Annotated in this window: 22 protein-coding genes; 19 read left to right on the top strand and 3 right to left on the bottom strand. The window is 61.9% G+C overall.

Annotated elements, in window-relative coordinates; genetic code table 11:
* Positions 1–5 precede the first annotated feature (5 nt).
* Genes AC3WN8_RS01215 through AC3WN8_RS01230 form a run of 4 tightly spaced genes read left to right on the top strand, consistent with a single transcriptional unit; the run spans position 6 to position 5,368 of the window.
* Positions 6–1,943, top strand: a complete 1,938-nt coding sequence (locus AC3WN8_RS01215; protein WP_492667535.1) for a S9 family peptidase — start codon at positions 6–8, stop codon at positions 1,941–1,943.
* Complete coding sequence (locus AC3WN8_RS01220) at positions 1,940–3,235, top strand: spinster family MFS transporter (protein ID WP_492667536.1); 1,296 nt, start codon at positions 1,940–1,942, stop codon at positions 3,233–3,235. Before AC3WN8_RS01215 ends, AC3WN8_RS01220 begins: the two co-directional genes overlap by 4 nt.
* Before the next feature lie 38 nt (positions 3,236–3,273).
* A complete protein-coding gene (locus tag AC3WN8_RS01225) occupies positions 3,274–5,106 on the top strand; it encodes a CocE/NonD family hydrolase (RefSeq protein ID WP_492667537.1) in 1,833 nt (610 codons plus the stop codon).
* Positions 5,099–5,368, top strand: a complete 270-nt coding sequence (locus tag AC3WN8_RS01230; protein ID WP_492667566.1) for a hypothetical protein — start codon at positions 5,099–5,101, stop codon at positions 5,366–5,368. Before AC3WN8_RS01225 ends, AC3WN8_RS01230 begins: the two co-directional genes overlap by 8 nt.
* Here AC3WN8_RS01230 and AC3WN8_RS01235 read toward each other — a convergent pair.
* Positions 5,305–5,730 carry a GFA family protein gene (locus tag AC3WN8_RS01235; RefSeq protein ID WP_492667538.1) on the bottom strand — a complete coding sequence of 142 codons (426 nt, stop codon included), beginning with the start codon at positions 5,728–5,730 and terminating at the stop codon, positions 5,305–5,307. The genes AC3WN8_RS01230 and AC3WN8_RS01235 overlap by 64 nt on opposite strands.
* Positions 5,731–5,999: 269 nt before the next feature.
* On the opposite strand from AC3WN8_RS01235, the gene AC3WN8_RS01240 reads away from it, so the two are divergent.
* The 12 genes from AC3WN8_RS01240 to AC3WN8_RS01295 all read left to right on the top strand — a co-directional run bounded on the left by AC3WN8_RS01240 (position 6,000) and on the right by AC3WN8_RS01295 (position 18,640).
* Positions 6,000–6,560: a CC0125/CC1285 family lipoprotein gene (locus AC3WN8_RS01240; RefSeq protein WP_492667539.1), complete on the top strand. Its 561-nt coding sequence runs from the start codon at positions 6,000–6,002 to the stop codon at positions 6,558–6,560.
* Between the two features lie 237 nt (positions 6,561–6,797).
* Positions 6,798–6,989, top strand: coding sequence for a hypothetical protein (locus tag AC3WN8_RS01245; RefSeq protein ID WP_492667540.1), 192 nt, complete (start codon positions 6,798–6,800; stop codon positions 6,987–6,989).
* An 86-nt stretch (positions 6,990–7,075) separates the two neighbouring features.
* On the top strand, positions 7,076–7,312 hold the full coding sequence (locus AC3WN8_RS01250; protein WP_492667541.1) for a hypothetical protein: 237 nt from the start codon (positions 7,076–7,078) through the stop codon (positions 7,310–7,312).
* Entirely contained in the window at positions 7,309–7,602 is a 294-nt protein-coding gene (locus AC3WN8_RS01255; protein ID WP_492667542.1) for a protein usg, read from the top strand. The genes AC3WN8_RS01250 and AC3WN8_RS01255 overlap by 4 nt, the downstream gene beginning before the upstream one ends.
* Positions 7,603–7,893: 291 nt before the next feature.
* On the top strand, positions 7,894–8,466 hold the full coding sequence (locus AC3WN8_RS01260; RefSeq protein WP_492667543.1) for an SH3 domain-containing protein: 573 nt from the start codon (positions 7,894–7,896) through the stop codon (positions 8,464–8,466).
* Positions 8,467–9,527: 1,061 nt separating this feature from the next.
* Positions 9,528–9,722: a sigma factor-like helix-turn-helix DNA-binding protein gene (locus AC3WN8_RS01265; RefSeq protein ID WP_492667544.1), complete on the top strand. Its 195-nt coding sequence runs from the start codon at positions 9,528–9,530 to the stop codon at positions 9,720–9,722.
* A 105-nt stretch (positions 9,723–9,827) separates the two neighbouring features.
* Complete coding sequence (locus AC3WN8_RS01270; RefSeq protein ID WP_492667545.1) at positions 9,828–10,754, top strand: HEPN domain-containing protein; 927 nt, start codon at positions 9,828–9,830, stop codon at positions 10,752–10,754.
* 88 nt (positions 10,755–10,842) lie between these two features.
* Positions 10,843–11,067 carry an EexN family lipoprotein gene (locus AC3WN8_RS01275; protein WP_492667546.1) on the top strand — a complete coding sequence of 75 codons (225 nt, stop codon included), beginning with the start codon at positions 10,843–10,845 and terminating at the stop codon, positions 11,065–11,067.
* A gap of 492 nt (positions 11,068–11,559) precedes the next feature.
* Positions 11,560–12,162: an RNA polymerase sigma factor gene (locus AC3WN8_RS01280; protein ID WP_492667547.1), complete on the top strand. Its 603-nt coding sequence runs from the start codon at positions 11,560–11,562 to the stop codon at positions 12,160–12,162.
* Positions 12,159–13,142: a FecR family protein gene (locus AC3WN8_RS01285; protein ID WP_492667548.1), complete on the top strand. Its 984-nt coding sequence runs from the start codon at positions 12,159–12,161 to the stop codon at positions 13,140–13,142. The genes AC3WN8_RS01280 and AC3WN8_RS01285 overlap by 4 nt, the downstream gene beginning before the upstream one ends.
* A gap of 56 nt (positions 13,143–13,198) precedes the next feature.
* A complete protein-coding gene (locus AC3WN8_RS01290) occupies positions 13,199–16,039 on the top strand; it encodes a TonB-dependent receptor (RefSeq protein WP_492667549.1) in 2,841 nt (946 codons plus the stop codon).
* A gap of 87 nt (positions 16,040–16,126) precedes the next feature.
* The gene (locus AC3WN8_RS01295) at positions 16,127–18,640 is read left to right on the top strand and encodes a S9 family peptidase (protein ID WP_492667550.1); all 2,514 of its coding nucleotides are present in this window, start codon (positions 16,127–16,129) and stop codon (positions 18,638–18,640) included.
* 273 nt (positions 18,641–18,913) lie between these two features.
* Here the strand turns inward: AC3WN8_RS01295 and AC3WN8_RS01300 are convergent, their stop codons facing one another.
* Both AC3WN8_RS01300 and AC3WN8_RS01305 read right to left on the bottom strand, forming a co-directional pair.
* On the bottom strand, positions 18,914–19,828 hold the full coding sequence (locus tag AC3WN8_RS01300) for a LysR substrate-binding domain-containing protein (RefSeq protein WP_492667551.1): 915 nt from the start codon (positions 19,826–19,828) through the stop codon (positions 18,914–18,916).
* A 67-nt stretch (positions 19,829–19,895) separates the two neighbouring features.
* On the bottom strand, positions 19,896–20,108 hold the full coding sequence (locus AC3WN8_RS01305; protein WP_492667552.1) for a hypothetical protein: 213 nt from the start codon (positions 20,106–20,108) through the stop codon (positions 19,896–19,898).
* 169 nt (positions 20,109–20,277) lie between these two features.
* Here AC3WN8_RS01305 and AC3WN8_RS01310 point away from each other — a divergent pair, with 169 nt between their 5' ends.
* From AC3WN8_RS01310 to AC3WN8_RS01320, 3 genes are all read left to right on the top strand, one after another.
* Positions 20,278–22,776: a TonB-dependent receptor plug domain-containing protein gene (locus AC3WN8_RS01310; RefSeq protein ID WP_492667553.1), complete on the top strand. Its 2,499-nt coding sequence runs from the start codon at positions 20,278–20,280 to the stop codon at positions 22,774–22,776.
* A 180-nt stretch (positions 22,777–22,956) separates the two neighbouring features.
* Positions 22,957–23,847 carry an alpha/beta hydrolase family protein gene (locus AC3WN8_RS01315; protein WP_492667565.1) on the top strand — a complete coding sequence of 297 codons (891 nt, stop codon included), beginning with the start codon at positions 22,957–22,959 and terminating at the stop codon, positions 23,845–23,847.
* Positions 23,848–23,953: 106 nt separating this feature from the next.
* Positions 23,954–24,440 (top strand): FAD-binding oxidoreductase (locus AC3WN8_RS01320; protein WP_492667554.1); only part of this gene is annotated, 487 nt, incomplete at its 3' end.

Below are 24,440 nucleotides of genomic sequence, written 5' to 3' on the forward strand. Positions count from 1 at the left end.
GATACATGATGCGTCCCGCTCATGCCGAGGCGCGGCCTTTGGCCGCAGACAGCCTTTTCGACCTGGATTTTCTGCGCGATGCCGATCTTTCGCCCGACGGCGGGTACCTGGCTTATGCCGTGTCGACGACGGCCGACCGGGAGGAGCGCTTCAGCATATGGATCCGCGCGCTCGAAGGGCAGCCTATGCGCCTGCCGTTCCCCGGCAACGCGTCGGTGCCGCGCTGGTCGCGTGATGGCCGGTGGCTGGCCTTTGTCGGGGATGGGCGGCTCCGCATCGCTTCATGGCCATCATTGGAGGTGGGGGAACCGCTCACGCCCGAAGACATGCCGATCAGCGGCGCGCCCAGTTGGTCGCCCGACGGGCTGAGCCTTGCGGTCAGCCTGATCCGGCACCATCGCGTCACGGGCACTCGCTTCATCACCGATCGTCTGTTCCTGGCCGAAGGCATCGGCTTCATCGGCGACTACAGCCAGTCCATCCATCTGGTTCCGCACGCGGGCGGCGCCTCGCGGCAGCTCACCGGGGAGGGTGACGGGCTTTGCTCCCAGCCGCACTGGAGCCCCTGCGGGCGGCGGATCATGTATTTTGCTACAGCCGATGCGGTGCCGAACGCATCCTATTCGCCACGCCTGGTCGTGGCGGACCTGAACGCAGGTTCCACGGTCGTGGTCCTCGATCAGCCCTGGTACCTGCTGTCCGCGCAATGGCTCCCGGATGGTAAGCGGATCGCGGTTGCGGCATCGCCGGACGACACGCTGACCATTCCCAATACGCTGCTCTGGATCGTCGATCTCGCGGGTCGCGCTGAAGCGCGCATGCCCGGGGCGACGGGAAAACTCGGCGGCCTTCTTCATCATGACATGCCCTGTTGGGAATTGACCCGTCGTAATCCGGTCCTTGTCCTGGACGACGACTCGGCGCTGGTGACGACGCTTCATCGCGGCGCGCTTGAAATCTGGCGAGTGACGCTGAGCGGTGAGACACGCGCGGAGCGCGTGCTCGGCGGTGGGCGATCATGCATCGCGCTTGCCGCCAATACCGATGCGGACCTGCTGGTTTTCGCCGCGACCGATCTGATGACGCCGCCCGAGATCTGGCGTGCTCGAAACGACGGCGGCGACGAGCAGCGGCTGACCCGGCTGAACGACAGGGTTCTTGCCTCCTGGCCGGATTTCCGCGTTGAATCCTTCACCTATGCGAGCGGTGACGGCTACGATATCGACTGCTGGTTCCTCGCGTCGAAGGACTTAGAGGGGCCGCTGCCCAGTGTCCTTTTCATTCACGGCGGCCCGTTCGCGTCCATCGGCCACGCCTTTCGCTATGATTTTCTGCTGCTCGCGTCGCAGGGCTTCGGGGTGATCTTCGCCAATTTTCGCGGTTCCGCAGGTTATGGCGATAATTTCTCCCGCGCGATCATGGGGGATTGGGGGGCACGGGGCTTCCCCGACCATATCGGCGCCGTCGATGCCGCGATCACCCGGGGCCTCGCCGATCCCGACCGGCTGGGCGTATGGGGACCGTCGCATGGCGGCTTCGCGACGTGCTGGGTCGTCGGCCATAGCGACCGCTTCAAAGCGGCAGTGGCTGAAGCGGCACCCACCAATCTGGCGACCACCTATTATCTCAGCGATGCGCCGGACACCAAGGCACGCGATTTCGGCGGGCGTCCGCACGAAATTCCGGACGCCTATCGGGCGCGCTCGCCGATCACCTATGCGCACCGCTGTACGACCCCGACCATGTTCGTCCATGGCGAGGACGATCGGCGCGTGCCGATGAGCGAGCCGGAACAATTCTACCGCATCCTCCATGACATCGGCTGCCCGACCGAACTGGTCCGCATCGCCGGCTGCAATCATCTGGGCGATTCCTGTGGCCCGCTCGATGCGCGGCGCGCGCAGAACGAAGCGCTCCTCAAATGGTTCGGACGGTATCTGTGAGCGAGCCTGCCACCAAAGCGCCGTCGTCCGCGTCCCGGACGGCCAGCCCCGCCTATAAGGGCTATGCGCTCGGCGTGCTGACCGCGGTCTATGCGCTCAACTTGATCGATCGCGGATTGATCCACCTGCTGCTCGAACCCATCAAGCGCGACCTGCATCTGAGCGACACCCAGCTCGGCATGGTCACCGGGATCGCCTTCGCCCTGTTCTACGCCACGGCGGGAGTCCCGATTGCTCGCTGGGCGGACAGGGGCAATCGCGCGACAATCTCTTCGCTGGCGATCGGGCTGTGGGGCGTAACCGTCATGGCCAGCCTGCTGGTCACGAACTTCTTGCAACTCGTCGTCGCGCGCGTCGCTGCCGCCATTGGCGAGGCGGGATGCAAGCCGCCCACCTATTCGCTGGTCGGCGACTATTTTCCGGGCGCGAACGAACGCACCCGCGCTATGACGATCTATTGGACGAGCAGTCCGATCGCCGCGGTGACCAGCTATGTCCTGGGCGGCTGGCTCAACGACCATGTCGGCTGGCGGATGACTTTCTTCCTGATGGGTATTCCCGGCCTTGTGCTGGCGGTGATCGTCTTCCTGACCATCAGGGAACCCCGCGCCGCGGCGGGCGGCGCGGCGCCGGCCCCGCCCATGTGCGCGGTAATCGGACTGCTTTGGCGGCAGCCTGCGTCACGCAACCTGACGATCGCGCTCACCCTTCTCTATACGATCAGCTTCGGGCTCAGTCCCTGGTATGCCGCTTTCCTTATCCGCAGCCATGGCTTCACCACCGGCGAACTCGGCATGTGGCTGGGGCTGATCATCGGCGCGAGCGGCTTTGCCGGCATCCTGATCGGCGGGTTCGTCTCGGTCCGCTTCTTTCCGAACAACGAGGCGGGACAGATGCGCAGCGCCGCAGCGGCGATGGTGGCGCTGTTTCCCTGTTTTGTCGCATTCCTTCTCGTTCCGGACCGGTACGCGGCGCTGCTGGCCTTCGTTCCGCTGATGGTGGTGTTCCATTTCTTCTTTGCGCCGACCTATGCGCTGCTGCAGCGGCTGGTGCCGGCTTCGATGCGCGCGACGACCATGTCGGTCGTGCTGCTGTTCGCAAATCTGATCGGCATGGGAGCCGGTCCGCAGGTCGTCGGCGTGCTCAGTGATGCCTTTCAGCCCGCGCTGGGAACGGATTCGCTGCGCTACGCGATGTTGTCGCTCTCCTTCGTCGCCCTCTGGTCGGCCTGGCATTTCTGGCGGGTCGGCCGGACCGTCGCGCAGGACCTCGCCGCGCTCGAATCGCAATGACGCACTGGCTTGCCCAAACCGCTCCGGAATTGGAGCATGTGCTCGCGCGTAGCATGATCCGCACCCCGCCGGCCTTCGGCGTCGGGGAGATCGGCTGCGAGACGATCATGCTTCCGATGCGTGATGGTGTCCGCCTGGCGACCGACATCTACCGTCCGCCCTTCACCCGCGCGCCGACCATCGCTATCCGCACACCCTATGGCCGTGCCAACGATCTGAACGCTTCGACATTCCTCGCATTCGTACGGCGAGGATATGTCGTCATCGCGCAGGATTGCCGGGGGACGGGCGCGTCCGAACCGGACAGCTGGGACTATTACATGCACGAGGCCGAGGACGGTTACGACCTGGTCGAGTGGATCAGCGCGCAATCCTGGTTCGATGGCTTCGTGGGTGCTTGCGGCGCGTCCTATGTGGGACAGACCCAATGGTGCCTGGCGACGCATCCGAAGATGGCGGCAATCGCCCCGGAGGTCAGTGGCCTCGGCATCGCGACCAATAGCGCGCATCTATACATGTTCCTCAACGCCTATGCGCGCGTCGTCGGGCGGGGGAGGACCAAGCTGGCGATCCATCATTCGGAAGCCGAGCGTGTCTTCGCGGCCGAGACGATGGCCGGCGGCTATTTCAACGATCCGATCGATCCGCCGCTGCCCCAAGCGGTTCTTGCCGCCTATCCTGAACTGAGCGGCCTGTCCCGAAGCAAGGCACGCCGGCGCCTTTGGGAAATCTATTGCTTGCTTTCCGGCAAGGGCCGTGGCGCGTTGATCAAGCAGGCCTTCGGGATCGACCATGTGACGACCGTCGATGTCGAGGGCCTGCCGCTGTTGTTCGGCCAGTCGATATCGCATGACGCGCTGACCCTTCCATGTACGGACAAGGCTGAACTGGCCCATTGCATCAAGGCGCCGCCGCTGCTTGTCACCGGCTGGTATGACTGGGCGCTCAACGACACGCTCGCGACCTGGGCCCTGCTGCGCCTGCACGGTACCGACGCGGTGCGCGAGAATGCCCGCCTGCTGATCACGCCGAGTGCGCACAACATGCCGGGCTATCACGAGGGTGTCGGCGGGCATCCCGAGTTGCAGCACAATCATCGTACGCCGAACAATGTCGAACTGCTGCTGCGCTGGTTCGCTGTCGTACGCGATGCTTCATCCCAAGCCTGGCCACGCGTGATCTACTATCTGATGGGCGCCAATCGCTGGTGCAGCGCGGCAGACTGGCCGCCGCCCGGCGCCCGCCAATGCGCGCTCTATCTGCGGACGGACGGCTTGCTTGCAGAGCAACCGCCCGCCGCCGGTGTCGAACCCGACAGCTATATCTATGACCCCGACGATCCGACACCCACATTGGGTGGCAGCATCGTTTCCTACCTCTATCCGCCGGGCAGCGTCGATGTCAGTGAGGTGCAGCGCCGGCCGGACGTGCTGACCTTCACCACCGAACCGCTGGCCGAGGATCTTGATGTGGTCGGGCCGTTGCATATGGTTCTTCATGCGAGTTCAAGCGCGGTGGACACGGATTTTTCCGTACGGCTGAGCGATGTGTTTCCGGACGGGCGTGCGATCCAACTGCAGAGCGGTATCCTCCGCACGCGATTCCGTAACGCCGGCGGCGAACCGGAATTGATGGAACCGGGCCGCCCCTACCGTTTCGAGATCGACATGTGGGCGACCGCCAACCGCTTTGCTGCCGGCCACCGACTGCGGTTGGATATCTGCTCGGCCGACTTTCCTCGCTTCGATCGCAATACCAATCTCGGTGGTCGTGACGGCGATCCGGTGCCGGCCTTTCAGACGATCTTTCACGACGCCGAGCGGCCGTCGCATCTCATTTTCACCATCCTGAAGGACATCCCCAATGGCTGAACGACTGGTGCAGCTCAGCGCGCATGTCGAAGAATGGGCCAAGCGCACGCCATTCCGGATCGCGGGTCTCAGCCGCACCGCTTTCCGCTCGGTGATCGTCGAGCTTGAACCGGTCGGATATATGGCTGTTTGCGGAGGAAATAGCCCTTCGGCTGTTATGTTTGGCAGGGCGCATTGCGCGAAATTGGTGGTCGGCGGTTATCGGCTTTGCGTGCCCCGGATCGGGTTACGAGGGTGCCCGGCTATTCCATCGGGGAGTTGAAGCCAGGAATGCTGCTCATCACACCAGACTGCCTGTTCCGGCATCGGGAAAGTACAATCGGCAAATGATCCCACTGCTACCCCGATGAGGCTCGGAAGTCGTTGAGGCTCCCACCACAAATTGGAACCACATGCGCCGCAGAAATGAAAATCGACGGTGAAGCCGCTCGCTGAGCCTCGGCGGAAGACATTCGCCGAGCCGCTGACCAGCCGCGCATGATCTTTGGAGAAGAATGCCGCGACACTGAAGAGCGATCCCGTCCGCCTCTGGCAATCAAAGCAATGACACAGCGAAACCTTGATCGGCTCTCCGACGCAGAGCAGGGTGGTGTTTCCGCAGTGGCAAATGGCCCGCCTCTCCATCCGGCCAGCTTATCCCACTCCTTCATTCCGGCGGCAAGGTGGTCGATAAATCGGCTGCAGATCGAAGGGCGGATATTCTTATGTCGGGGTGTTGCCAGACAGCCGGCTTTCATATTGCGCCGAATTGAATTCAGGCTCGATATGAGCGGATATTTCGCGGCTGGAACGGAACTATCGGAGCCCGATGCGCATTCGCGGATGTAGCAAGGATATCAGTGTGCCGGCGATGGTTTGTGAGCGGGGCGACGCCTGATTCATGGAGACCCCGCATGACCAGCATTCGCTCTGTGCTAACCGCGATCGGGACGATCGCACTCTTGTCGAGCTGCGCGACGCCGACACCCTATCAGCCGCTTGAACGTGGGTCGCGGACAAGCGGTGGTTATAGCGACCATCGTATCGAGGCCAATCGATACCGCGTCAGTTTTGCCGGGAACAGCATGACCTCGCGTGAGACGGTGGAGACATATCTGCTCTACCGAGCGGCCGAGCTCACGCTCGATCGCGGTTATGATTGGTTCGTGATGGCCGATCGAGATACCGAGCGGCGCAGCCGAACCTATGTCGATCGGCCCTTTTCATCCGGTCCCTGGGGATATTGGGGGCCGAGCTGGCGCTATTATGGCCGCGGTTTCGGCTGGCGGACCTGGGATCCCTTCTGGGGTGATCCCTTTTGGGACCGGCAGATCGATATCCGGACCGTAGCTCGCTACGAGGCGACAGCCGAGATCGTCATGGGGCGGGGGCGCAAGCCCGCTGGCGATACGCGTGCGTTTGAAGCACGCGATGTTGTTGGCAATCTGCAGTCACGAGTGACCCCGCCGACTTGATCGCCATCGCGCCCAGAACTGAATCATACCACAAACGCCCATATGCATGTCATTGTTCAACAATGGAAAGGAGGTGCTCAGATGTCTCATTGTCACATGCCACAGATGGCGGCGCTCATGAGCGTGACCTCCGCAGCGGAGCCTCAGCGCGTCTGAGCTGCCACAGGCTGGAAGGGCCACCCTACAGGGCGGCCCTTCGTTTATCTGAAAGCTCTTCCGGATCAGGCACGCCTGAACATGATGCTCGCATTTCCCGACTTTGAAGCTTCATACCGGCAGGCCGACCTATCCGTCGAAGGGGCCGGGGTTCTCGAGGACGGCACGTTCATTTCTCTCGATCGAATGGACGATGCGAAAATTTTGATGGACCAAATTTGGTATACCGACCCAGCCATTTCGGCCAATTATCATATGAGGCTGGCCTCTTGACGTGGCCGGATATCGTACCAAAATTTGCTAACGCGGTTGTCACCGCACACAGAAGATAGGAGCGACCAAGGAAAGGAGATTCGGCCATGTCGCAGCCATTTTCCCGTTTTCTTTATCCTTTCGACGTCGTGCGTCACCCGAGCCTGGAGCCCGAGGTCAAGCGCGCTATCCTCGCCTCCTGGGCTTCGGATCGGTCCGCGATCAAGGATCACCCGGTACTCCGCAAGCCGCTTGGCGTAAGATCGACCATACCGATCGATGATGTTCTTGCGACCGCCCACGCGCTGGACGAGAGCGCCAATGGAAGCGCAGGGTTGCAATGAATTGCCGCGCCTTTATCGCCGAGCCGCAGGGTTCTGGGCTCACGACCGCCGAGATTCACTATTTTCGCCCAGGCGCGCCTTCGCTGCTCCAGCTGTTTGTCAGGCAGAATCATGATGTAGCGCCGGCTTTCTCGGCGCGGTTCGACTTCCTCGATCATCGGCGGCGCGACATCGAGAGCGCGGGCCACTCCCTCCGCATCGCGCGCGATCATTCGTCAACGCAATTGATCTGGAAGGCGATAGCGCTTTTATTCAGGCAATCGTCGATCTTGCCCATGCGACCGGACTGAGGTGACAGCGGAAGGCGTTAAAACTGCCGGGCAGAAGCGATTTCGGAGCGGCATAGGTTGTGACGAACTGCAAGCTTTTCTGCTCCGCAAACCCATGTCCGGAGCGGACTTACAGAATTTTCTTAATGATGGGCTAGGCTGGAACCTGAGCCGCTGTGGTCTGTCACGAGCCTTTGGATAAGCATCATTCCACAAAACCACGGCCATTGATCCGGCCCCTGCCAAATCGGATCAACCCGGACTCGACTTTTCGGTGACCACTCTGCAGCTTCCCGTTGGGGGAGACGGGAGATGTCACAGAAGGGTAGTCAGGCATGGGGTTGTCTGGCGGCCGTCGCGATCGTTCTCGTCGCGATTGGTCAATGCAGCAAGGGCGCCGATACCGGAATGACGCCGGCTGCCGAGGCGCCATCGACTTCCGACGGCGTGAAAATGTATGTCGAGCCCGCGTCACTCAATTGCCGAGCGGCGCCGTCTGCCACGGCCGACATCGTGGAGCGTATGCGTCGCGGTGACGCTGTTGAAGTGACTGAGACCTCGGGAGCCTGGAGCAAGCTCAAGACACTCTCCGCAGCGCGATGCTGGGTTGCGACGCGGTTCTTGTCGGAGGATGGACCCAAGGGTACGAAGCCGGTTCGTTCCGCGCCTCGTGCACGCTCATCTGAACCGGCCTACTTCGTCAGCCCTGAACCCGAACGCCCTCGCAGAGCCAGATCCCGGACTTCTCAAGGCGGTAGCTGCGGCAGCAAACGCTACTGTGGCGAAATGAATTCGTGCGCCGAAGCGATGCATTACCTCAACCAGTGCGGCTTGGGCCGGCTCGACAGAGACGGCGACGGCGTGCCCTGCGAAAGCATTTGCTGAATCAGTTCGATGTCCATGCCTTGCGATGGTTCGACCTGGGTAGCTAGCCCTCCCGCCCCATCGTGCGGCCGATGACCCGTCTTGCGCGAACCGCTACCGGCTTCCCGTTCGAAGGCCATGGGGCTGGGCATCCAAGGAGCGTACGGCGCCGGGTCGGATCGTAGACTCCGACAGCGACGCGGAGCGCTGGCGCATTGTCTCGCCGGTCTATGACGTCGCATCGATCGAAACGCCGCTTCTGATGCAGCTTCCGGAATCCGAAGTGCGAAACTTCGTCGAGTTCAACACCAAGCTCAAGCTTGCCGGCAAGCCTGCGGAACTCTTCGCCTTCGCTGACGAGATCCACATCAAATATCAGCCGGTCCACAAGCGCGGTCTACGAACGCAACCTCGATTGGTACCACTTCTGGCTCAAGGACCAAGAGGACCCCGATCCGGCCAAGGCGCAGCAATATGTACGCTGGCGCACTTATAAGCAGTGATAGTCCTGTAATGCGCCGCCATATGTGACCGGCAGGCTCGGGCGATCCGGTCCGTCAGGACATGCCGTTCCAGACGTCAGTTCCATTGACGCGCCGCGCTTGCGCGCGGCTCGTGGAGGTCGCGGCTTAGAAGGAGCGCGCACTGGCGCCTCTTGCGAGGCCGCCAGGGGTCTCGAGTCCTTGTTTTTGCCGCGTCGCACTCTCGCTCGCTGCCGGAGGGCGCGGCGGCGGCTGGCCCGTGCGCCGGGTGAACAGCGCCCTGCGCTGTCCAGGCCATAGCGGGGCTATGGCCGACCCGTTGCGCCCGGGCGCACGCCGCCGCGCCGGCCGGCGGTGGGCGTCGCTCCTTTCTAGGCCCGCTGCGGCATGCCGCAACGCGTGCTGCGCACGCGCCCTCCACTTGCGTTCCGGCCCTTCGGGTGCGGCCTGCCTCATCCAGCGGGCCTCTTCAGTCGCTCTTCGCCGCCCACCCCCGGCCCGGGTCACGCTGGTGTGAATTCGGTGCGGGGGCAGCCGGGGAGGGGCCTTTCGTGGGCTCCGTCTTGGTGCGGGTTGCGGTGCTGATGGAGGGAGGCGACCATGGAGCGGATCGAGCGTGTCCGGCTCGCGATCGGGACGATGGATGCGGGGCCCCGGGCGGTGCTCGAACGCGTGGCGGCCGGGCGGGATTATGCCGCGATCGCTGGGGAATTGGGTATCACGGTCGACGAGGTCGAGCGGGAATTCGCGCGGGCGCTCGCGCATATCGACCGCTCGCTGGGGCGTGGGGCCTGACCGAAATGTTTGCGCCGCCCTCCCTCATTCTAGGGATGGCGGCGCCATTTCGGATGTGGTCAGCCTTGCCAAAGGGCGTGCCGTCCCCGACAAGCCGACGTGGAAATGCGTAACGATCTCTCCCATCTTCCCGCCGCCAAGCAGCGCGATCTCGAGCGCGTGCTCGCGATCCTGTTCGAGGAATTCGAGGATGCGACCGGCAGTGCGACGGGCGAATGGAAGAGGAAGGGGCGCATCCTCAAGGTCGTGCTCTACGGCTCCTATGCGCGCGGCGGCTGGGTCGATGAGCCGCATACCGCCAAGGGTTATCAGTCGGATTTCGATCTGCTGATCATCGTTTCCGACAAGCGGCTGACTGATCCCGTGAAATTCTGGGAGAAGGCCGAGGAGCGGCTGACCCGTGAGTTCGGGATCACCAAGACGATCAGGACACCGGTCAATTTCATCGTCCACACCTTGCAGGAGGTGAATGACGGCCTCGCCCATGGCCGATATTTCTTCATGGATATCGCCCGTGACGGGATCGCGCTCTACGAGAGCGAGGGCAGCGAATTGCATACACCGAAGCCCAAGACGCCTGAGCAGGCGCTGGCGATGGCGAAGGAGTATTTCGAGGAGTGGTTTCCGAGCGCTGCTGGGATGCTTGAGACGGCGCGCTTTAGTCAGGCGCAAGGGCGGCTAAAAGATGCGGCATTCTTGATGCATCAATCCACTGAGCGCCTCTATCACTGTGTCCTGTTGGTCGTGACCTTCTACACGCCACATGTTCACAATCTGGGCTTCTTGCGCACCCAGGCGGAACGACTGGACCGGCGCCTGGTCGATGCATGGCCGCGCGAGCAGCGTCGCGAACGCGCGATGTTCGAGAAACTCAAGGACGCCTATGTGAAGGCGCGCTATTCGAAACATTACCGCATCACAGCAGAGGAGCTGGCCTGGATCGGCGAGTGCGTTGAGGAACTGGGACGTGTTGTCCACACGATCTGTTCCGATCGTATCTCTATGTTAGAAGAGACTACCCTGCCAACTTAGCCAGCCTGTGGTGGTGCGGGCCTCATCGATCGGCGGACGGCCACGATCGACACAGTGTGAAGAGCTATAAACCATTGGATTAGCTTCAATGAAACAGGTTTTCCTTCCGATGTTGGTCGCAATCATGATTTCTGGCTGCAGCAAACCAGAACCGCGCAGCATTCAGTATTTCGAGGCGCATATCGAAGAGGCGCGACAAGTAGCCGAAGGGTGTCGGGATGGATCGGGCCGCGGTGGTGAATGCGACAATGCAGATCGGGCGATCCAAACAATCGACGCGCGCGAGCGGACCAAGAGGTTTCTTGGTAAATAATTGATTGGCCAATGGAAACGGCTTCCTGAGCGTGGCCGCCTTCCTCTCGCCCTCTGCAGTCCAATTTAGGCGCTGATGCGGTGATGGCTGACAGCGCCAATAAAAGGCGAGGGAGTTTACGGGATCTGCGGCGTTAGCCAGAGCGCCAAAGTGCTAGGGTAGGTTCGCGGCAGCTTCGCGCCCCAATTACGGTCATTGAGACCGGCGACAATCGGCCTGAAAGCTGCCGGTCACTGAAGGGTTGCCAAGGCCGCGCTGGATGGTTGTCGATAGGGCTGTTCCTGCGAAGCAGACGTTCACACAATCAATCCGAGCGGGCATCACGAAGGGGTTGGCTGATACCGCGCTTGGTCCGTTCGCAGACGAGCAACTTTCAGGGCCGTCAAGCCGGGTACAACCTCATTGCCCATCCCAAAATCGGGTGACCCAGCCGGCGCGAAATCTTTGGATTGCATCGCTGGCCTGTTCGGTTGTCTTGTTTCTCCAGGAGGCATGCCGCGCAAGGAGAGCCTGGCCGATACGATGGTCGACGATGACGCACTTGACGATTGGTTCTGCCGCGAGGTGCTTCCTCTCGAGCGGACGCTCACGCACTTTATCCGCCGCAACTGGAGAGTGGCCGACGATGTGACGGACCTGCGTCACGATGTGTACGAGCTGGCGTTTCGTGGCGCACGAAACGAGTTGCCCCTGAATACCAAACATTATGTGTTCACCGTTGCCCGCAATCATCTGATCAACCGCGCCAAGCGCGAGCGAATCGTATCATTCGACCTGGTCGCCGATCTGGAGTCCGTAGATCAGGACGTGGACATGCTGGCGACCGAGCGCCAGCTCAACGCCCGTGAAGCGCTTCGCAGCTTCGAAGCCGGCTTGGCCAAGCTAAGTCCGCGTGTCCGGCAGATCGTCGAACTCAGGAAGATCGAGCAGCTGACGCCCGAGGAAACGAGCGAGCGGCTGGGTATCACCCGGAGTGCAGTCAATCATCAGCTCGTGATGGGCATGAAGGCCCTTGCCAATCATATGCTGGGTGGCGCAGGCACGATCGAACGACTTCGATACGGTGCCGACCGAATCAGGCGGGGCAAGCCATGAACCGAAGCGAACAAATCAGCGACCGCGCGGCGCACTGGATCCTCCAGCAGGAAAATGCGGACTGGACCAAAAATGACCAGGCCGAGTTGGACGCATGGCTTCGCGAGTCGGATGGTCATCGCACTGCCTATCTGCGGCTGCGTCACAGCTGGCGCGCAGCCGATCGGATCACCGCGCTCGGCGGGACAACAGAGCACGCAGTGAGCGAAGCAATATCCGGGTCCCGCACCCGACCATATTGGATTGCGTCGGCCGCGATCGCCGCATCTCTCGCGCTGGCATTTGGTCTCGCGCAATATGTTTCACCCTGGCCCCGTGGTACCGGTGAGCCGACGGCCACGGCGCGCTACGAAACCGCAATCGGGGGTCGGCGGATTTTCGGTTTTGCCGATGGGAGCCGGGTTCAGCTCAACACACAATCCGTATTGCGGACCGCGATACGAGATCGCGGGCGCGAAGTGTGGCTCGACCAAGGCGAGGCGTTCTTCGACGTGGCGCATCGCGATGGTCTTCCGTTCATTGTGCATGCCGGCAATCGCCAGGTGACCGTCCTAGGCACCAAATTCTCGGTGAGACGGAAGTCCGATCAGGTGACCGTGACGGTGCTCGAGGGGCGCGTCCGGGTCGATGACGTCCGCAGCGGCCGAGCCGTCCGGTCGTCGATCATCGTTGGTGGCGATATCGCGGTCGCCCAGGGCGCGGCGACATTGGTGACCTCACGCTCGGTGGAAAAGGTCGAGGACGCCTTGGCCTGGCGCAATGGAATGCTGAGTTTCGACAACACCAGCCTCCAAGAGATCGCTACCGAGTTCAACCGCTACAATGCACGCAAGCTGACCATCGTCGGTCCCCAGGCGGCAGCGATAAAAGTCGGTGGCATGTTCGAAGCGACCGACCCGATGGCGTTCGCGCGACTGATGCGTGATGCCTATGGGCTCAGCATCGAGGAAACGCCCGGCGAGGTCAAAATCTCGAGCTGATGGATGACATCGGCGTGACAGCCATTTGTCTCAACCCGTGAAGGTGCCGTCATGAGGTGGCCCTTTTCAAGAGGGGGCATATGCAGACAAACAGACTCATCGCGGCACTGGCGGCTGGCAGCATCCTGGCCGTCGCGACGTCGGCGCACGCACAGCAGCGGACGTTCAACATCCCGGCAGGAAGCCTGAAAGCGGCGATCACCGCCTTTGGCCGGCAAGCGGGAATTTCGATCATCTACAAGGACGACGAGATCAGGGGCGCGCAGTCGCGGGGGTTCAGGGGCGCTGCAACGCCCGAAGTGGCGCTCGCCGTCCTGCTCGCCGGAAGCGGTTTCACCTCACGCACGGACAGCCCCGGCAAAATCGCGGTGACCCGTGTCCGGGAGAGCGCCTCGGTTCTGCAGGACGAAGGGGAGCGCACGGGCAGCGACATCCTGGTGACCGGCAGCCGCCTGAAGACCAGCGCCGCCAAATTCCCGGTCCAGTCCCACACCCGCGAGGACATCGAGACCAGCGGCCAGACCGACATCGGATCGTATCTGGCCACCCTAAACGAAGTGTCGGTGACCACGCCGTCCGCGGGGCCGTATGCCTCTACGATCAACGCAACCGTGCAGCTTCGTGGCCTGCCGATCGGGACAACCCTGACGCTTATCAACGGCCGGCGTCTCCAGTCGTTCGGATCAGCGTCGGGCGCCCTGGTTTTCGATCTCAACGCCATTCCCTTCGAAGCGGTCGAACGGATCGACGTTCTGCCCGTCGGGTCTTCGGCGATCTACGGCGGCGACGCCCTTGCCGGTGTGGTGAACGTCGTCCTCAAGCGCTCGATCGACGGCATTGCGCTGAGCGCGAACCATGGGTTCGCCAGGGACACGACGGACAGCACCGCATCGATCGCGGCGGGGCACAGTTTCTCGCGTGGCTCGATCATGTTTGTCGGCTCGGCCAACCGGACTACGCCGCTTTATTCGTCCGAGCGCGAGTTCTTCCGGGATGCCGACTATCGCAGGTTCGGAGGCACCGATGCGCGCGTGCGAGCCTGCATGCCTGGCACCGTGAGCAGCAACAGCTCCGCCAATCTTCCCGGTCTGGCCTCCACCTTTGCCGGCATACCGACGCTTGCGGCTGGCGCGACCCCGCGGATATCCGATTTCGCGCCGTCCGCGGGTATTCCCAATCTCTGCGGCCAATTTGGCGAAGCGCCGGGCTGGTCTTTGGTCAACGAAAGCAGGCGCTACGCCGCACATGTTGCTGGCGACTATATGTTGTCCGACAGCGTGACGCTGTTCGGCGAGGGAACATACACCAACGAGCGCATCCACATCGCCATCAATCCGCTCACCCTGACCAATGTCCTCGTTCCGGCATCAAATGCCTTCAACCCCTTCGGCGTTCCCGTTCGGGTCACCACGCAGCTCGGGATTGAAAATGGCTATCTTGGCCGCTTGCGCAAATCCGAGTTCAAGCGGCTTCTGGTGGGTGCTCGCGGCAAGATCGCCGGTGATTGGGATTTCGAGGCGACGGTGATGACGTCGCGCGACAGCAGCACGAGCATTACCGAGAATAATCCGATCAGTTCCGCGGCACGAACAGCTGCCCTTGCAAGCTCTGATCCCGCAACCGCGCTTAATCCTTTCGTCGCCGGCCGCGCTGCGAGCGATCCGGTCCTCCGCTTGATCTGGGCCGACGTCGTCAGTCGCGTGGGTTCGGGAAGGCACGATCAGGCCAACGGCTTCGTGCGCGGCGGCTTCGCTGGCCTCCCAGCCGGTCGGATCGGCGTTGTCGTGGGTGGCGAGATTTCACGAGACAGCTGGATTTCAAAGTCGCCGGGCTCGAACTTCGACACGCGCAGGCATGCAGAAACCGTGTTCGGTGAAGTGAACATTCCTCTTATTGCCGATCGATCCGGCCGTGAAATCGTCAGTGTGTCGGCTGCTGGCAGATGGGACTCGTTTAGCGATTATGGCGATGCGACGACCTATCAGGCTGGTCTCGAGGTGAGCCCCTGGGACGGGCTTTCGATACGCGGCGCCGTTGCGACCTCTTTCAAGCCGCCTTCGCTTCTCCAGCTGAACTCGGAGTCCGAGACCTTCACGACCGAGGACTTCGGGGTCACGGATCCGCGCCGCAACAACGAGGCCGTGCTTGGGGGCGTGGTTCAGCTCGGTCCGCCGGCGTCGCTCGATGCCGAAACCGGTCGCGCCGCCATGCTCGGCATCGTGTGGCAGCCACCGTCGGTTCCCGGTCTGAGGCTGGCTGCGACAGGCTGGAAGGTCAGGATCAAGGGCCTGATCACGCTGCTCTTTCCGCAGACCATCCTCGACAATGAGAGCCTGTTCCCGCAGCTCGTGACGCGAGGCCCGAGCGCAGGCGGGCTGCCGGGCGCCGTGCGGCAGGTCGATCTGCAATATGCCAATTTCGGCCTGATCTCGGTTGGGGGCATCGATCTCGACGCGTCATACAGGTTCAGCTCCCCGATCGGGGATATCAATCTCGGCGCAAGTGCCTCGAGGACGACGAAATATGACACGCTGCTCGTGCCGGGCGCGCCGGTCGAGGATCGGTTGAACATTCGCGCGATCGACTTCTGGGCCCCGAAATGGAAGGGCCGCGCCAATATCGGCCTCCAGAGCGGCCCGTGGCAATTCGGTTTCGCCGGCCGATATGTCGGCTCCTATCTCGACAGCGCGACATCGACGCGTTCGCTGGGAGATCGCTGGATATTCGATGCGTCGGCACGCCTGGAGGTGTCTCCCCATGCCAGCATCCTGTTCACCGTGGCGAACATCGGCGACAAACTGCCGGAATATTCCGCGGCGTCGGGGAGAAACTTCGACATAACCCAGGGCGACTGGCGCGGCCGCTATTTCAATGTGCGCCTCTCGACCCGTTTCTAAGCGGGCCACACCCCTCAACGAGCGCACGCCAGCGCCTGCGAAGCAGGTGCGCGTGCCGCTCCATACGCTACGCGGACGGGAACGACCTTGAACTATACCGGTGAACTGAGGGGCCGATCACTTGGTCGCAATGCCGATCGACGCGCCTTCCTGAAACAGGGCGCGGCGATCGTCGCGGCAGGCCCGCTGGCCCTGGCGACTGGATATGCTCAGGGTAATGCCGCCACGGGCCCCATTAACGAGCTGATCGACGCTTTCCTGGGCCTGTCGAATTTCAATATGGTTCGACCATCGCCCGGCGGCGCGCAACTGCTGGTCGAAATCATGCGTCCACGATCACAACCCTCACGCCCGGGCGATCATTTTGAAGCGAGATCCGACCTCTGGCTGCTGACAGTTGCCAGCGGCAAGCTACGCCAACTGACGTTCGGCGGGCGCGATGCATCGGCGGCATGGGCGCCGATCTGGTCTCCCGACGGCAACCGCATTGCCTTCCTGTCCACTGCGGGTGACGGCGTTCCGCGCGCGAACTGGATCGATGTTCGGACGGGAGAGCAGGGGCGCTTTTCGCAGGACTCGGTCGATGTCGAGGTCAATTTCGGGAGCAGGTCCCCCTATTTTGGCGATGGCAGGATTTGGGGAGCCTGGCTGGATTCCACCACTTTTCTGAGTGCGCTTCATCCTGAGGGCGAGATGAATTCAGCGTTTCGGGCTGGTGCCGGAGAGCAGGTCTACCCAAGGCTGTGGCAGCGCAGCCGCGCCGGCGAGGAGTCGGTAACCGTATGGGACAATATGGATGGGCCCGTGTGCAATCGTGGCACGCGGCTTGTACGGATGTCGGTCGAGAACGGAGAACCCGTAACCGAGATACGCGCAGGCGCCATTCGCGCGGTCACATTGTCACCCAGTCGTCGGCGCGCAGCGCTCGTTCTGGCGACGGGCGTGCTCGCACCTCCGAACCTTGGCAGGTTCGATCGCGAATTCACCTTCCAAAATCTCGATGCGCGGGTGCAGACCGGATTGAGCCTTATCGATGTGGACGGTGGGAGTCGCGAGGTCGCTGTCGGTTCCCAAAGCGGTTTTCGTTTCCAATCCGACGACGATGCCCCGCGCTGGTCGGGTGCGCGCGAGCATGTCTTCGCGCCGCGTTTCGATGTCGGGGAGCAGGGGCCAGAGAATTTCGGTGTCGTGCGCGCAGTGGACGGGGAGAATGCCGCGGCTCTGGCCCCTGCGCGATCGCGTCGTCACGCCGAACTGCTCGCCCTCAGTCTAAGCCACGCAGAAGCAAGGTCTGAAAGAGATCTGGAGCGCAGAGCAGCCTCGACGGCAAAATCGACCGATTTTGCCGACAGGGGATTGGGGCTGAACGTGCAGCTCTTCGCCCTTGGCAATCGGCATGTGGTGATGTGTTCGTCCAATGAAATCCGGCTGATCGATCTCGTGAACGGCCGGATCGTCCAGACGATGAATTTCGGCACGATCAATGTGCTTAAATCGGGCGGCTTTGCGACGCGGAATGATGTCGCGGTGCTGAAGATCGACGGAGTTCTGCAACGCGCCACGATTGTGTCCGGGCGTCTTGCTCTCGGGCGCGTGACCCCGCCGGGCGACGGATTCACGCCCGCCTGCCTGCTCGCCGCGGGGGGCATCGTGTGGATCGAGCGTTCCCGGGAGGGGGAAATTCTGTGGGTCTGCGATCGGGACGGTGGAGCCTGGCGGGCGCTAACATCGATACCCGGTGCGACCAAGGGCATCGCCAGCTTCGCCATTCAACCGTATCGCCAGACGGACAAAGGCGGCCGAGCCGTCATATCCTCAATGTTGCTGCCTCGGGGCTATGTGGCCTCGAAAACCTATCCGGTCATTCTCGATGTCTATCCCTTCCGAAATTACACCGAGCAGACCGCGCAGGCAGGATTCAATCCCTCGAATTTCTATGATCTGACAGCCTATCATCTCGCTGCCGTCGGATATGTCGTTATCAGGCCGAGCCTCCCGGATTTCGTGGGCGATGTGTCTGGTTACAACCCTATCGACTACTACTGTGCCCTGATCGAAGACATCGTCCGGTCTCTCCTGGTTTCGAAAGTGGCGTCTCCCGGCCGTATCGGGCTGCGGGGGCATTCAAATGGTGGTTATCTCGCTTTGGCGGTTGCCGGGCGATCGAAACTAATTTCCGCGATCGTCGCCTCGGCGCCCTTTCCCGATCTCTTCACCAGCGGCGAACGACCCGCTCTGTCATTCTCCATGGACGATTGTTCGCCCAATCGGTTCTACGCGAACCAGATCGCTTTCGCTGAAGATCCGGACGGGCCCTTTTGGCGCATGGGAGCGCCGAGCTACGCCGCTTTCGATCGCTATGTGGCGAACAGTCCAATCTATCACTTCAGCGCCGCTTCGCCGCCGACGCTCATTGAGCAGGGGGAATATGACTCGAAGGGGACGGCGGACTCGGAGCGCGCGTTCACGCGGCTGGCTCGCCTTGGCGTTCCCGTTCAACTCGCCCGTTACTGGGGCGAGGGCCACGATATATCGACCGCCGGCAACATCAGGGATTTGCTCGCTCGGGAGAAGGCCTGGTTCGACCGCCACCTGGGCTGACCGACCAGAGTTCTGAGGCGTCTCACCTCGAATCCACCACTGCTATTTGCTCTCAATATGAGCGCAGCCGCTTCGCGGAAATGACAGGTCGCGTATCAAGACTACGGATCGCGACAGGGGCATGGCCATCTGCACCTTTCGCACGTGGTATGAAAGCTGCCGTTCTGGAATGCGCCCCAACTCCAGACGTTCGTCTTGCTCCCGAGCGATCCCGAAAGCCGCCGTCCGTTAAGGTGCCCTGGACGGCCCACCGGCCCATCGCCTTGGTCTGGTTTACCCGAGACCGTAGGTGCCTGCCTTCGGATCCGAACTCACCATCGCGGCGGGCAGCTCTTCTCGAAGTGTTTCGATCATGCGACTGATTTTAGGAAGCAGAAGCCGGCGCTGGGGATAAACAGCCCATACGGGCTCCTCGCTGGGGCGGAACTCGTCCAGGATCGGTTGCAGCTTGCCCGAGTTGATGTGCGGAAGCACATAGAATTCCGGCAACTGGCTGATGCCCATTCCCGCCAGCGTCGCGTCGAGCGCGGCAGGGGCGCTGTTGCAGCGCCATCGCCCATGCGGACGATGGAAATAATCCTGTTCGTTCACCTTGAAGTGCCACGTCGTGGCCGGTCCGGCCACACAGTCATGACCACCCAGTTCAGAGACGTGCCGGGGCTTTCCCCGTTTCGCGAGATAGTCCGACGACGCGCACACATAATAATTGCGTGAGGCAATGCGCGTTGCGACCAGCCGGGAGTCGGCCAATGTGCCCGTGCGGATCGCCAGGTCAAAGCCTTCGCCGACCAGATCGACGAGTCGGTTGCTCAGTTCGAGAACCACGCTGATTTCGGGATATCGTTCGCAAAAGCGCAGGATGATCGGAGAGAGGAAACGCTCGCCGATGGCTGCCGCGCAGGTCACGCGAAGCTCGCCGCGCGGCTCACCGCTCTCGCCCACCATCGCAAAAGCCTCATCGCGCTCGAAGATGATCCGTCGGCAATGGTCGAGAAGAGTTTGTCCGGTCGCAGTGAGTCGAACCGATCGGGTCGTGCGGACAAAGATCTGGGTGTGAACGCGCGCCTCGAGCCGAGAGATCGATCGACTGACATGCGCGGTCGATACCCCAAGGATACGCGCGCCGCCCACGAAGCTGCCAGCATTGGCCACAGCCACGAATTCTTCGATTCCGTCCCAGGATTTCATCGGGATTATTCCCATACAGTAACGATGAATTGATAAATATGGTGATTATCATTTTATCCCGGCAGGGCTAGGCATTATCGATCGATCGATGGATTGGAGTGCCGTGATGAAGACCCGCGTCGCCGTCGCGTTCGAAGCCGAGAAGGCGCAGGGGAATGCCGAGGTCGGCCTGGCGGCCAAGCCGCGCAAATGCCTGGTCGAGATCGTGGCAGCCGGCCATCGCGATGGTGCCGACGAAGCTTTCGACGAAGCGCGTTGCCGAGATTTTCGCGCGGAGCATCTGATAACATCACAATAGATACGAAAAATATGCGCCGATGGGTGCGCAAACAGAAATGAATATAATCGTAAATTAGAAAAAATGCGTCGATTATATTTGCTGTCTCGTTGAATGTTAAACTTTCTTGATAAAATACTTATCGATAAAATTATAAAAAAGGGGAGTTGTTATGAAGAGATTGATGAAATCCTCTACGGCTTTGGCAATTGCCATGGTCGCGGGTCAATTGGCGCCGGCATCTGCGGTCGCGCAGACGGCGACCGACGACGCGGGCAGTGCCGCGCAGTCCAGCGACATCATCGTCACCGGCACGCGTACACGCGGCCTTACCGCGGGCGAGAGCGCCGCGCCGGTCAAGCTTCTCAGCCAAGAATTGATCGAGCATGTCGGCCAGCCCAACCTCAACCAGGTGCTCACCCAGCTGGTCCCCTCGTTCAATGCCGCCGCCTTTGGTGGGGATACTGCCCAACTGACTTTGTCGGCGCGCTTGCGCGGCCTTAGCCCGAACCACACTCTGGTACTGGTCAATGGCAAGCGTCGCCATGGCACCGCCAATCTCGCGGTTCTCACCGGCGTGACGCGCGGCGGCGTGGCGCCGGATCTCGATTTCATCTCGCCGGGTTCGATCAAGCGCATCGAGGTCCTCGAGGATGGCGCCGCTGCCCAATATGGCTCGGATGCGATCGCTGGCGTGATCAATATCATTCTCAAGGACGCTGCGGAGGGCGGCTCGCTGAGCGCGACCGCCGGGCAATATTACAAGAGCGATGGCGAGACCTATTCCGCCACGCTGAATCTCGGCACAAAGCTTGGCGAAAACGGCTTCATCAACTTCACCGGCATGTATCGGTACAAGAATTTCAGCCGCACGGCCGGTATCGACCGCCGCCTCTCTCTGCCGGACGGAACCCTGCGACCAGGCCTCTCTGCCCAACAGATCGCGCTCTACGGTGCTGCCCCGGGTTATCCTTACGTCAACAGGCTGTTCGGCGATCCGAAGTCGAGCCTTATCCAAGGCGGATTCAATGCCGGCTACGACCTGGGCGGCATCCAGTTGTACGGTTTCGGCACCTATAGCTATCGCAAGGCGCGGTCGAACCAGTCCTATCGCGTTCCCGACCGCATCATCGCTTCACCGGTTCCGGGTGTCGCCGCTACCCTGACGACGCCGGGTGCTATCATCTTCGCGCCGGAAGGCTTCACCCCGCAGGACGTGTTCCACGAGAACGATTATTCGATCACCGGTGGCGCCAAGGGCGAATTCGGAACGCTCGGCTGGGATCTCAGCGCGACCTATGGCCGCGATCGGCAGAAAATCTACAATGAGAATTCCGCGAACGCGTCGCTGTTCATCGATACGCATGCGACGCCGACGGATTTCTACATCGGCAAGTACATCAGCGACGAACTCACGCTCAACGCCGATTTCACCAAGGAATTTGACGCCGGCCTCACAACGCCGGTCAATCTGGCCTTCGGCGCCGAATATCGACGGAACAGCTATACGATCGGCCAGGGCGACGCGGCATCGACTTACAAGGAAGGCTCCCAGGCTCTGCCTGGCCGCACGGCGGTCGATGCCGGCACGCATGCACGCCACAATGTCAGCGCCTATGTCGACATCGCTTTGAACCCGGTCGAAAATCTGAAGATCGATATGGCCGGTCGTTACGAGCATTATTCCGACTTCGGCAGCGCCGTCAGCGGCAAGCTGACCGCCCGCTATGACTTCACCGACGCCTTCGCGTTGCGCGGAACCGTCTCCAACGGTTTCCGGGCGCCGACGCTCGCCGAGCAATATTATTCGTCGACCAATGTCGGGCCACTCAACGCATCGGTTCAGCTGCCGCCCAACACGGCCGCGGCCAAGCTCGTCGGCTTCGACGATCTCAAGCCGGAGAAATCCTTCAGCATGAGCGGTGGTGTCGTCGTGCGCCCGGCAAGCGGCCTCACCATCACCGCAGACTATTATCACATCCGCATCCGTAACCGGATCCTGGCCAGCGGCGTGATCTTCGGCCGTGGCGGCGCCGTGAACAATCCGGCGGTGCTGGCTGCCATCGCAGCGCGTGGTACGACCATCGACGCCACCGTTCCGCAGGTGAGCGTCGCATCCTTCACCAATGGCGCGAACACCCGCACCAACGGTATCGATGTGGTCGCCAGCTATCATCTGCCGACCGACGCCGGCACCTTCGATCTGGGCCTGTCGGGCAACTACAACAGGAACAAGATCACGAAGATCAAGGCGCCGAACCTGTTCGACCTCACCGAGATCAGCACGATCGAAAATTCCGCACCGAAGTTCAAGATCATCGGCAGCATCGACTGGGCGCTCGATGGGTTCTCGATCGTGGCTCGTGAAACCGTCTATGGGAAGCACTTCATCCTCTACAGCCCCAATGGGGGCACCTTTTACAAGAACCAGATCGGCACGGCCGCCGTCACGGACCTGGAAGTGGGTTATGAGATCTTCGATGGCCTGAAACTCTCGATCGGTTCGAACAATCTGTTCAACAAGAAGCCGCCGAAGGTCGTGAACGTCCCGGGCTCGGGGCCGGTATTCACGACTTCACCCGGTTACTCGACCTATGATGCGCCGATGACCTTCTCTGCCTATGGCATCAATGGCGGGTTCTATTATGCGAGGGTCGACTTCAAGTTCTGACCATCGCTGGGGATGTCACAGGTTGCCCGGGCGTGGTTTCGGCGCGGCTCTTCCGTTGATGGTAAGTGAAGACCTGGATGAGACCGCGACCATGATATCATTCATGCCGAGACAGGCATGACGGTTGATCGTCGGGGCCTCGCTGCGACCTGATCCCAAGGCGAATTCGGAGGTGTCGTGATGGTAGCGAAGATATTGATTGCGGCGTCCGCGTTGATGCTGGCGCTACCGAGCGTGGTTCGCGCCGATCCCGAGACCGACGCGCTGGCCCGATTGCCGACCCTCAAGCCCGATGTGATCGAAGCCTATGGCAGCGATCCGCTCCAGTTCGGCAAATTGCGCGTTCCAAAGGGCAAGGGTCCCTTTCCCGTTGCCGTGATCCTGCACGGCGGCTGCCGTATCAAGGGTTTCGCCGATCTGAGCTATCTCGATCCGCTATCTTCCGCCCTTGCGAAGCAAGGCATCGCAAGCTGGAATGTCGAGTATCGCCAGCTCGGCGACCCCGGCGCGGGCTGGCCGGGGACATTTCTGGACTGGGCGGCGGCGACCGATCATCTGCGCATCCTGGCAAAGCGGTATCCGCTCGACCTGGACCGGGTGATGGCGATCGGCCACTCGGCCGGCGGCCATGCGGCGCTTTGGCTGGGCGGCCGGCCGAAGCTGCCCGGATCGAGCCCGATCCGCGGCGCCGATCCCCTTCCGATCAAGGCGGCCGTCGATATCGACGGGCAGGGGGACATGACCCGTTTTCCCTATCAATCCCGCAAGTGCAACATGAACACGTCCGTGATCGAGTTCTTCGGCGGGACGCCGCGGGAAGTGCCGGATCATTACAAGCAGGGCAATCCGATCGAGATGCTACCCCTGGGGGTGCGCGCCGGCCTGCTGACGGCGTCCGCGTTCGCGCCCGAGGAGGCGGAGCGCTATCGGCTGGTCGCCACCACCAAGGGCGATCAGGTCCAGGTGCTGAACCTTGCCGGGGCTGCGCATTTCGACATGCTCGACCCGGAAACGCCGATGGGCCGTCTGCTCATTGCCTTCGCAGTGCAGACCCTGGTCTCGGCCAAATGACCATGGCCCCGCGTGCGCGAGGCGTGATGCGATGAATCCGTCATCGCAACCGGCATTCACGCCCCCAACCAGGCGGTCGGTCCTTCGGGCCTGCCTGGTCGCCGCGATGGCGACGCTGGTGCGAGCGTGCAAAAGCGGCGATCCGCTTGCCGCTGTCGGCGATCTTCGCGCGCAGATCCAGGGCACCGTCATAGTTCGCGAGGAGGCCGCCTACGAAACGTGGCGGCGCGCGATGATCTGGCAGTACAGCAAGGCGCCGCGTCGACCACAACTGATTGTCCAGGCGGACAATGTGGACGACGTGATCGCCACGGTGAACTTCGCCCGTCGGCAGGGGTTACGTCTGACGACGCGGTGTGGTGGCCACAGCATGTCCGCCTGTTTTCTGCGCAACGACGGCATCCTGCTCGACGTCAGCCGGCTCGACGGTGTATCGATCGCGCGTGACGCGAAGCGCGTGGTTGCCGGTCCGGGAGTCATCGGCAGCGGATTGAACCGACTGCTGCGGGCGAAAGGGCTCGTATTTTCGACCGCTGGCTGTGGAACGGTTCCGATCAGCGGTTTCCTGCTGGGCGGCGGGATCGGCGTCAATG

The organism is Sphingobium sp. FW305-3-2-15-F-TSA7 (assembly GCF_058787155.1).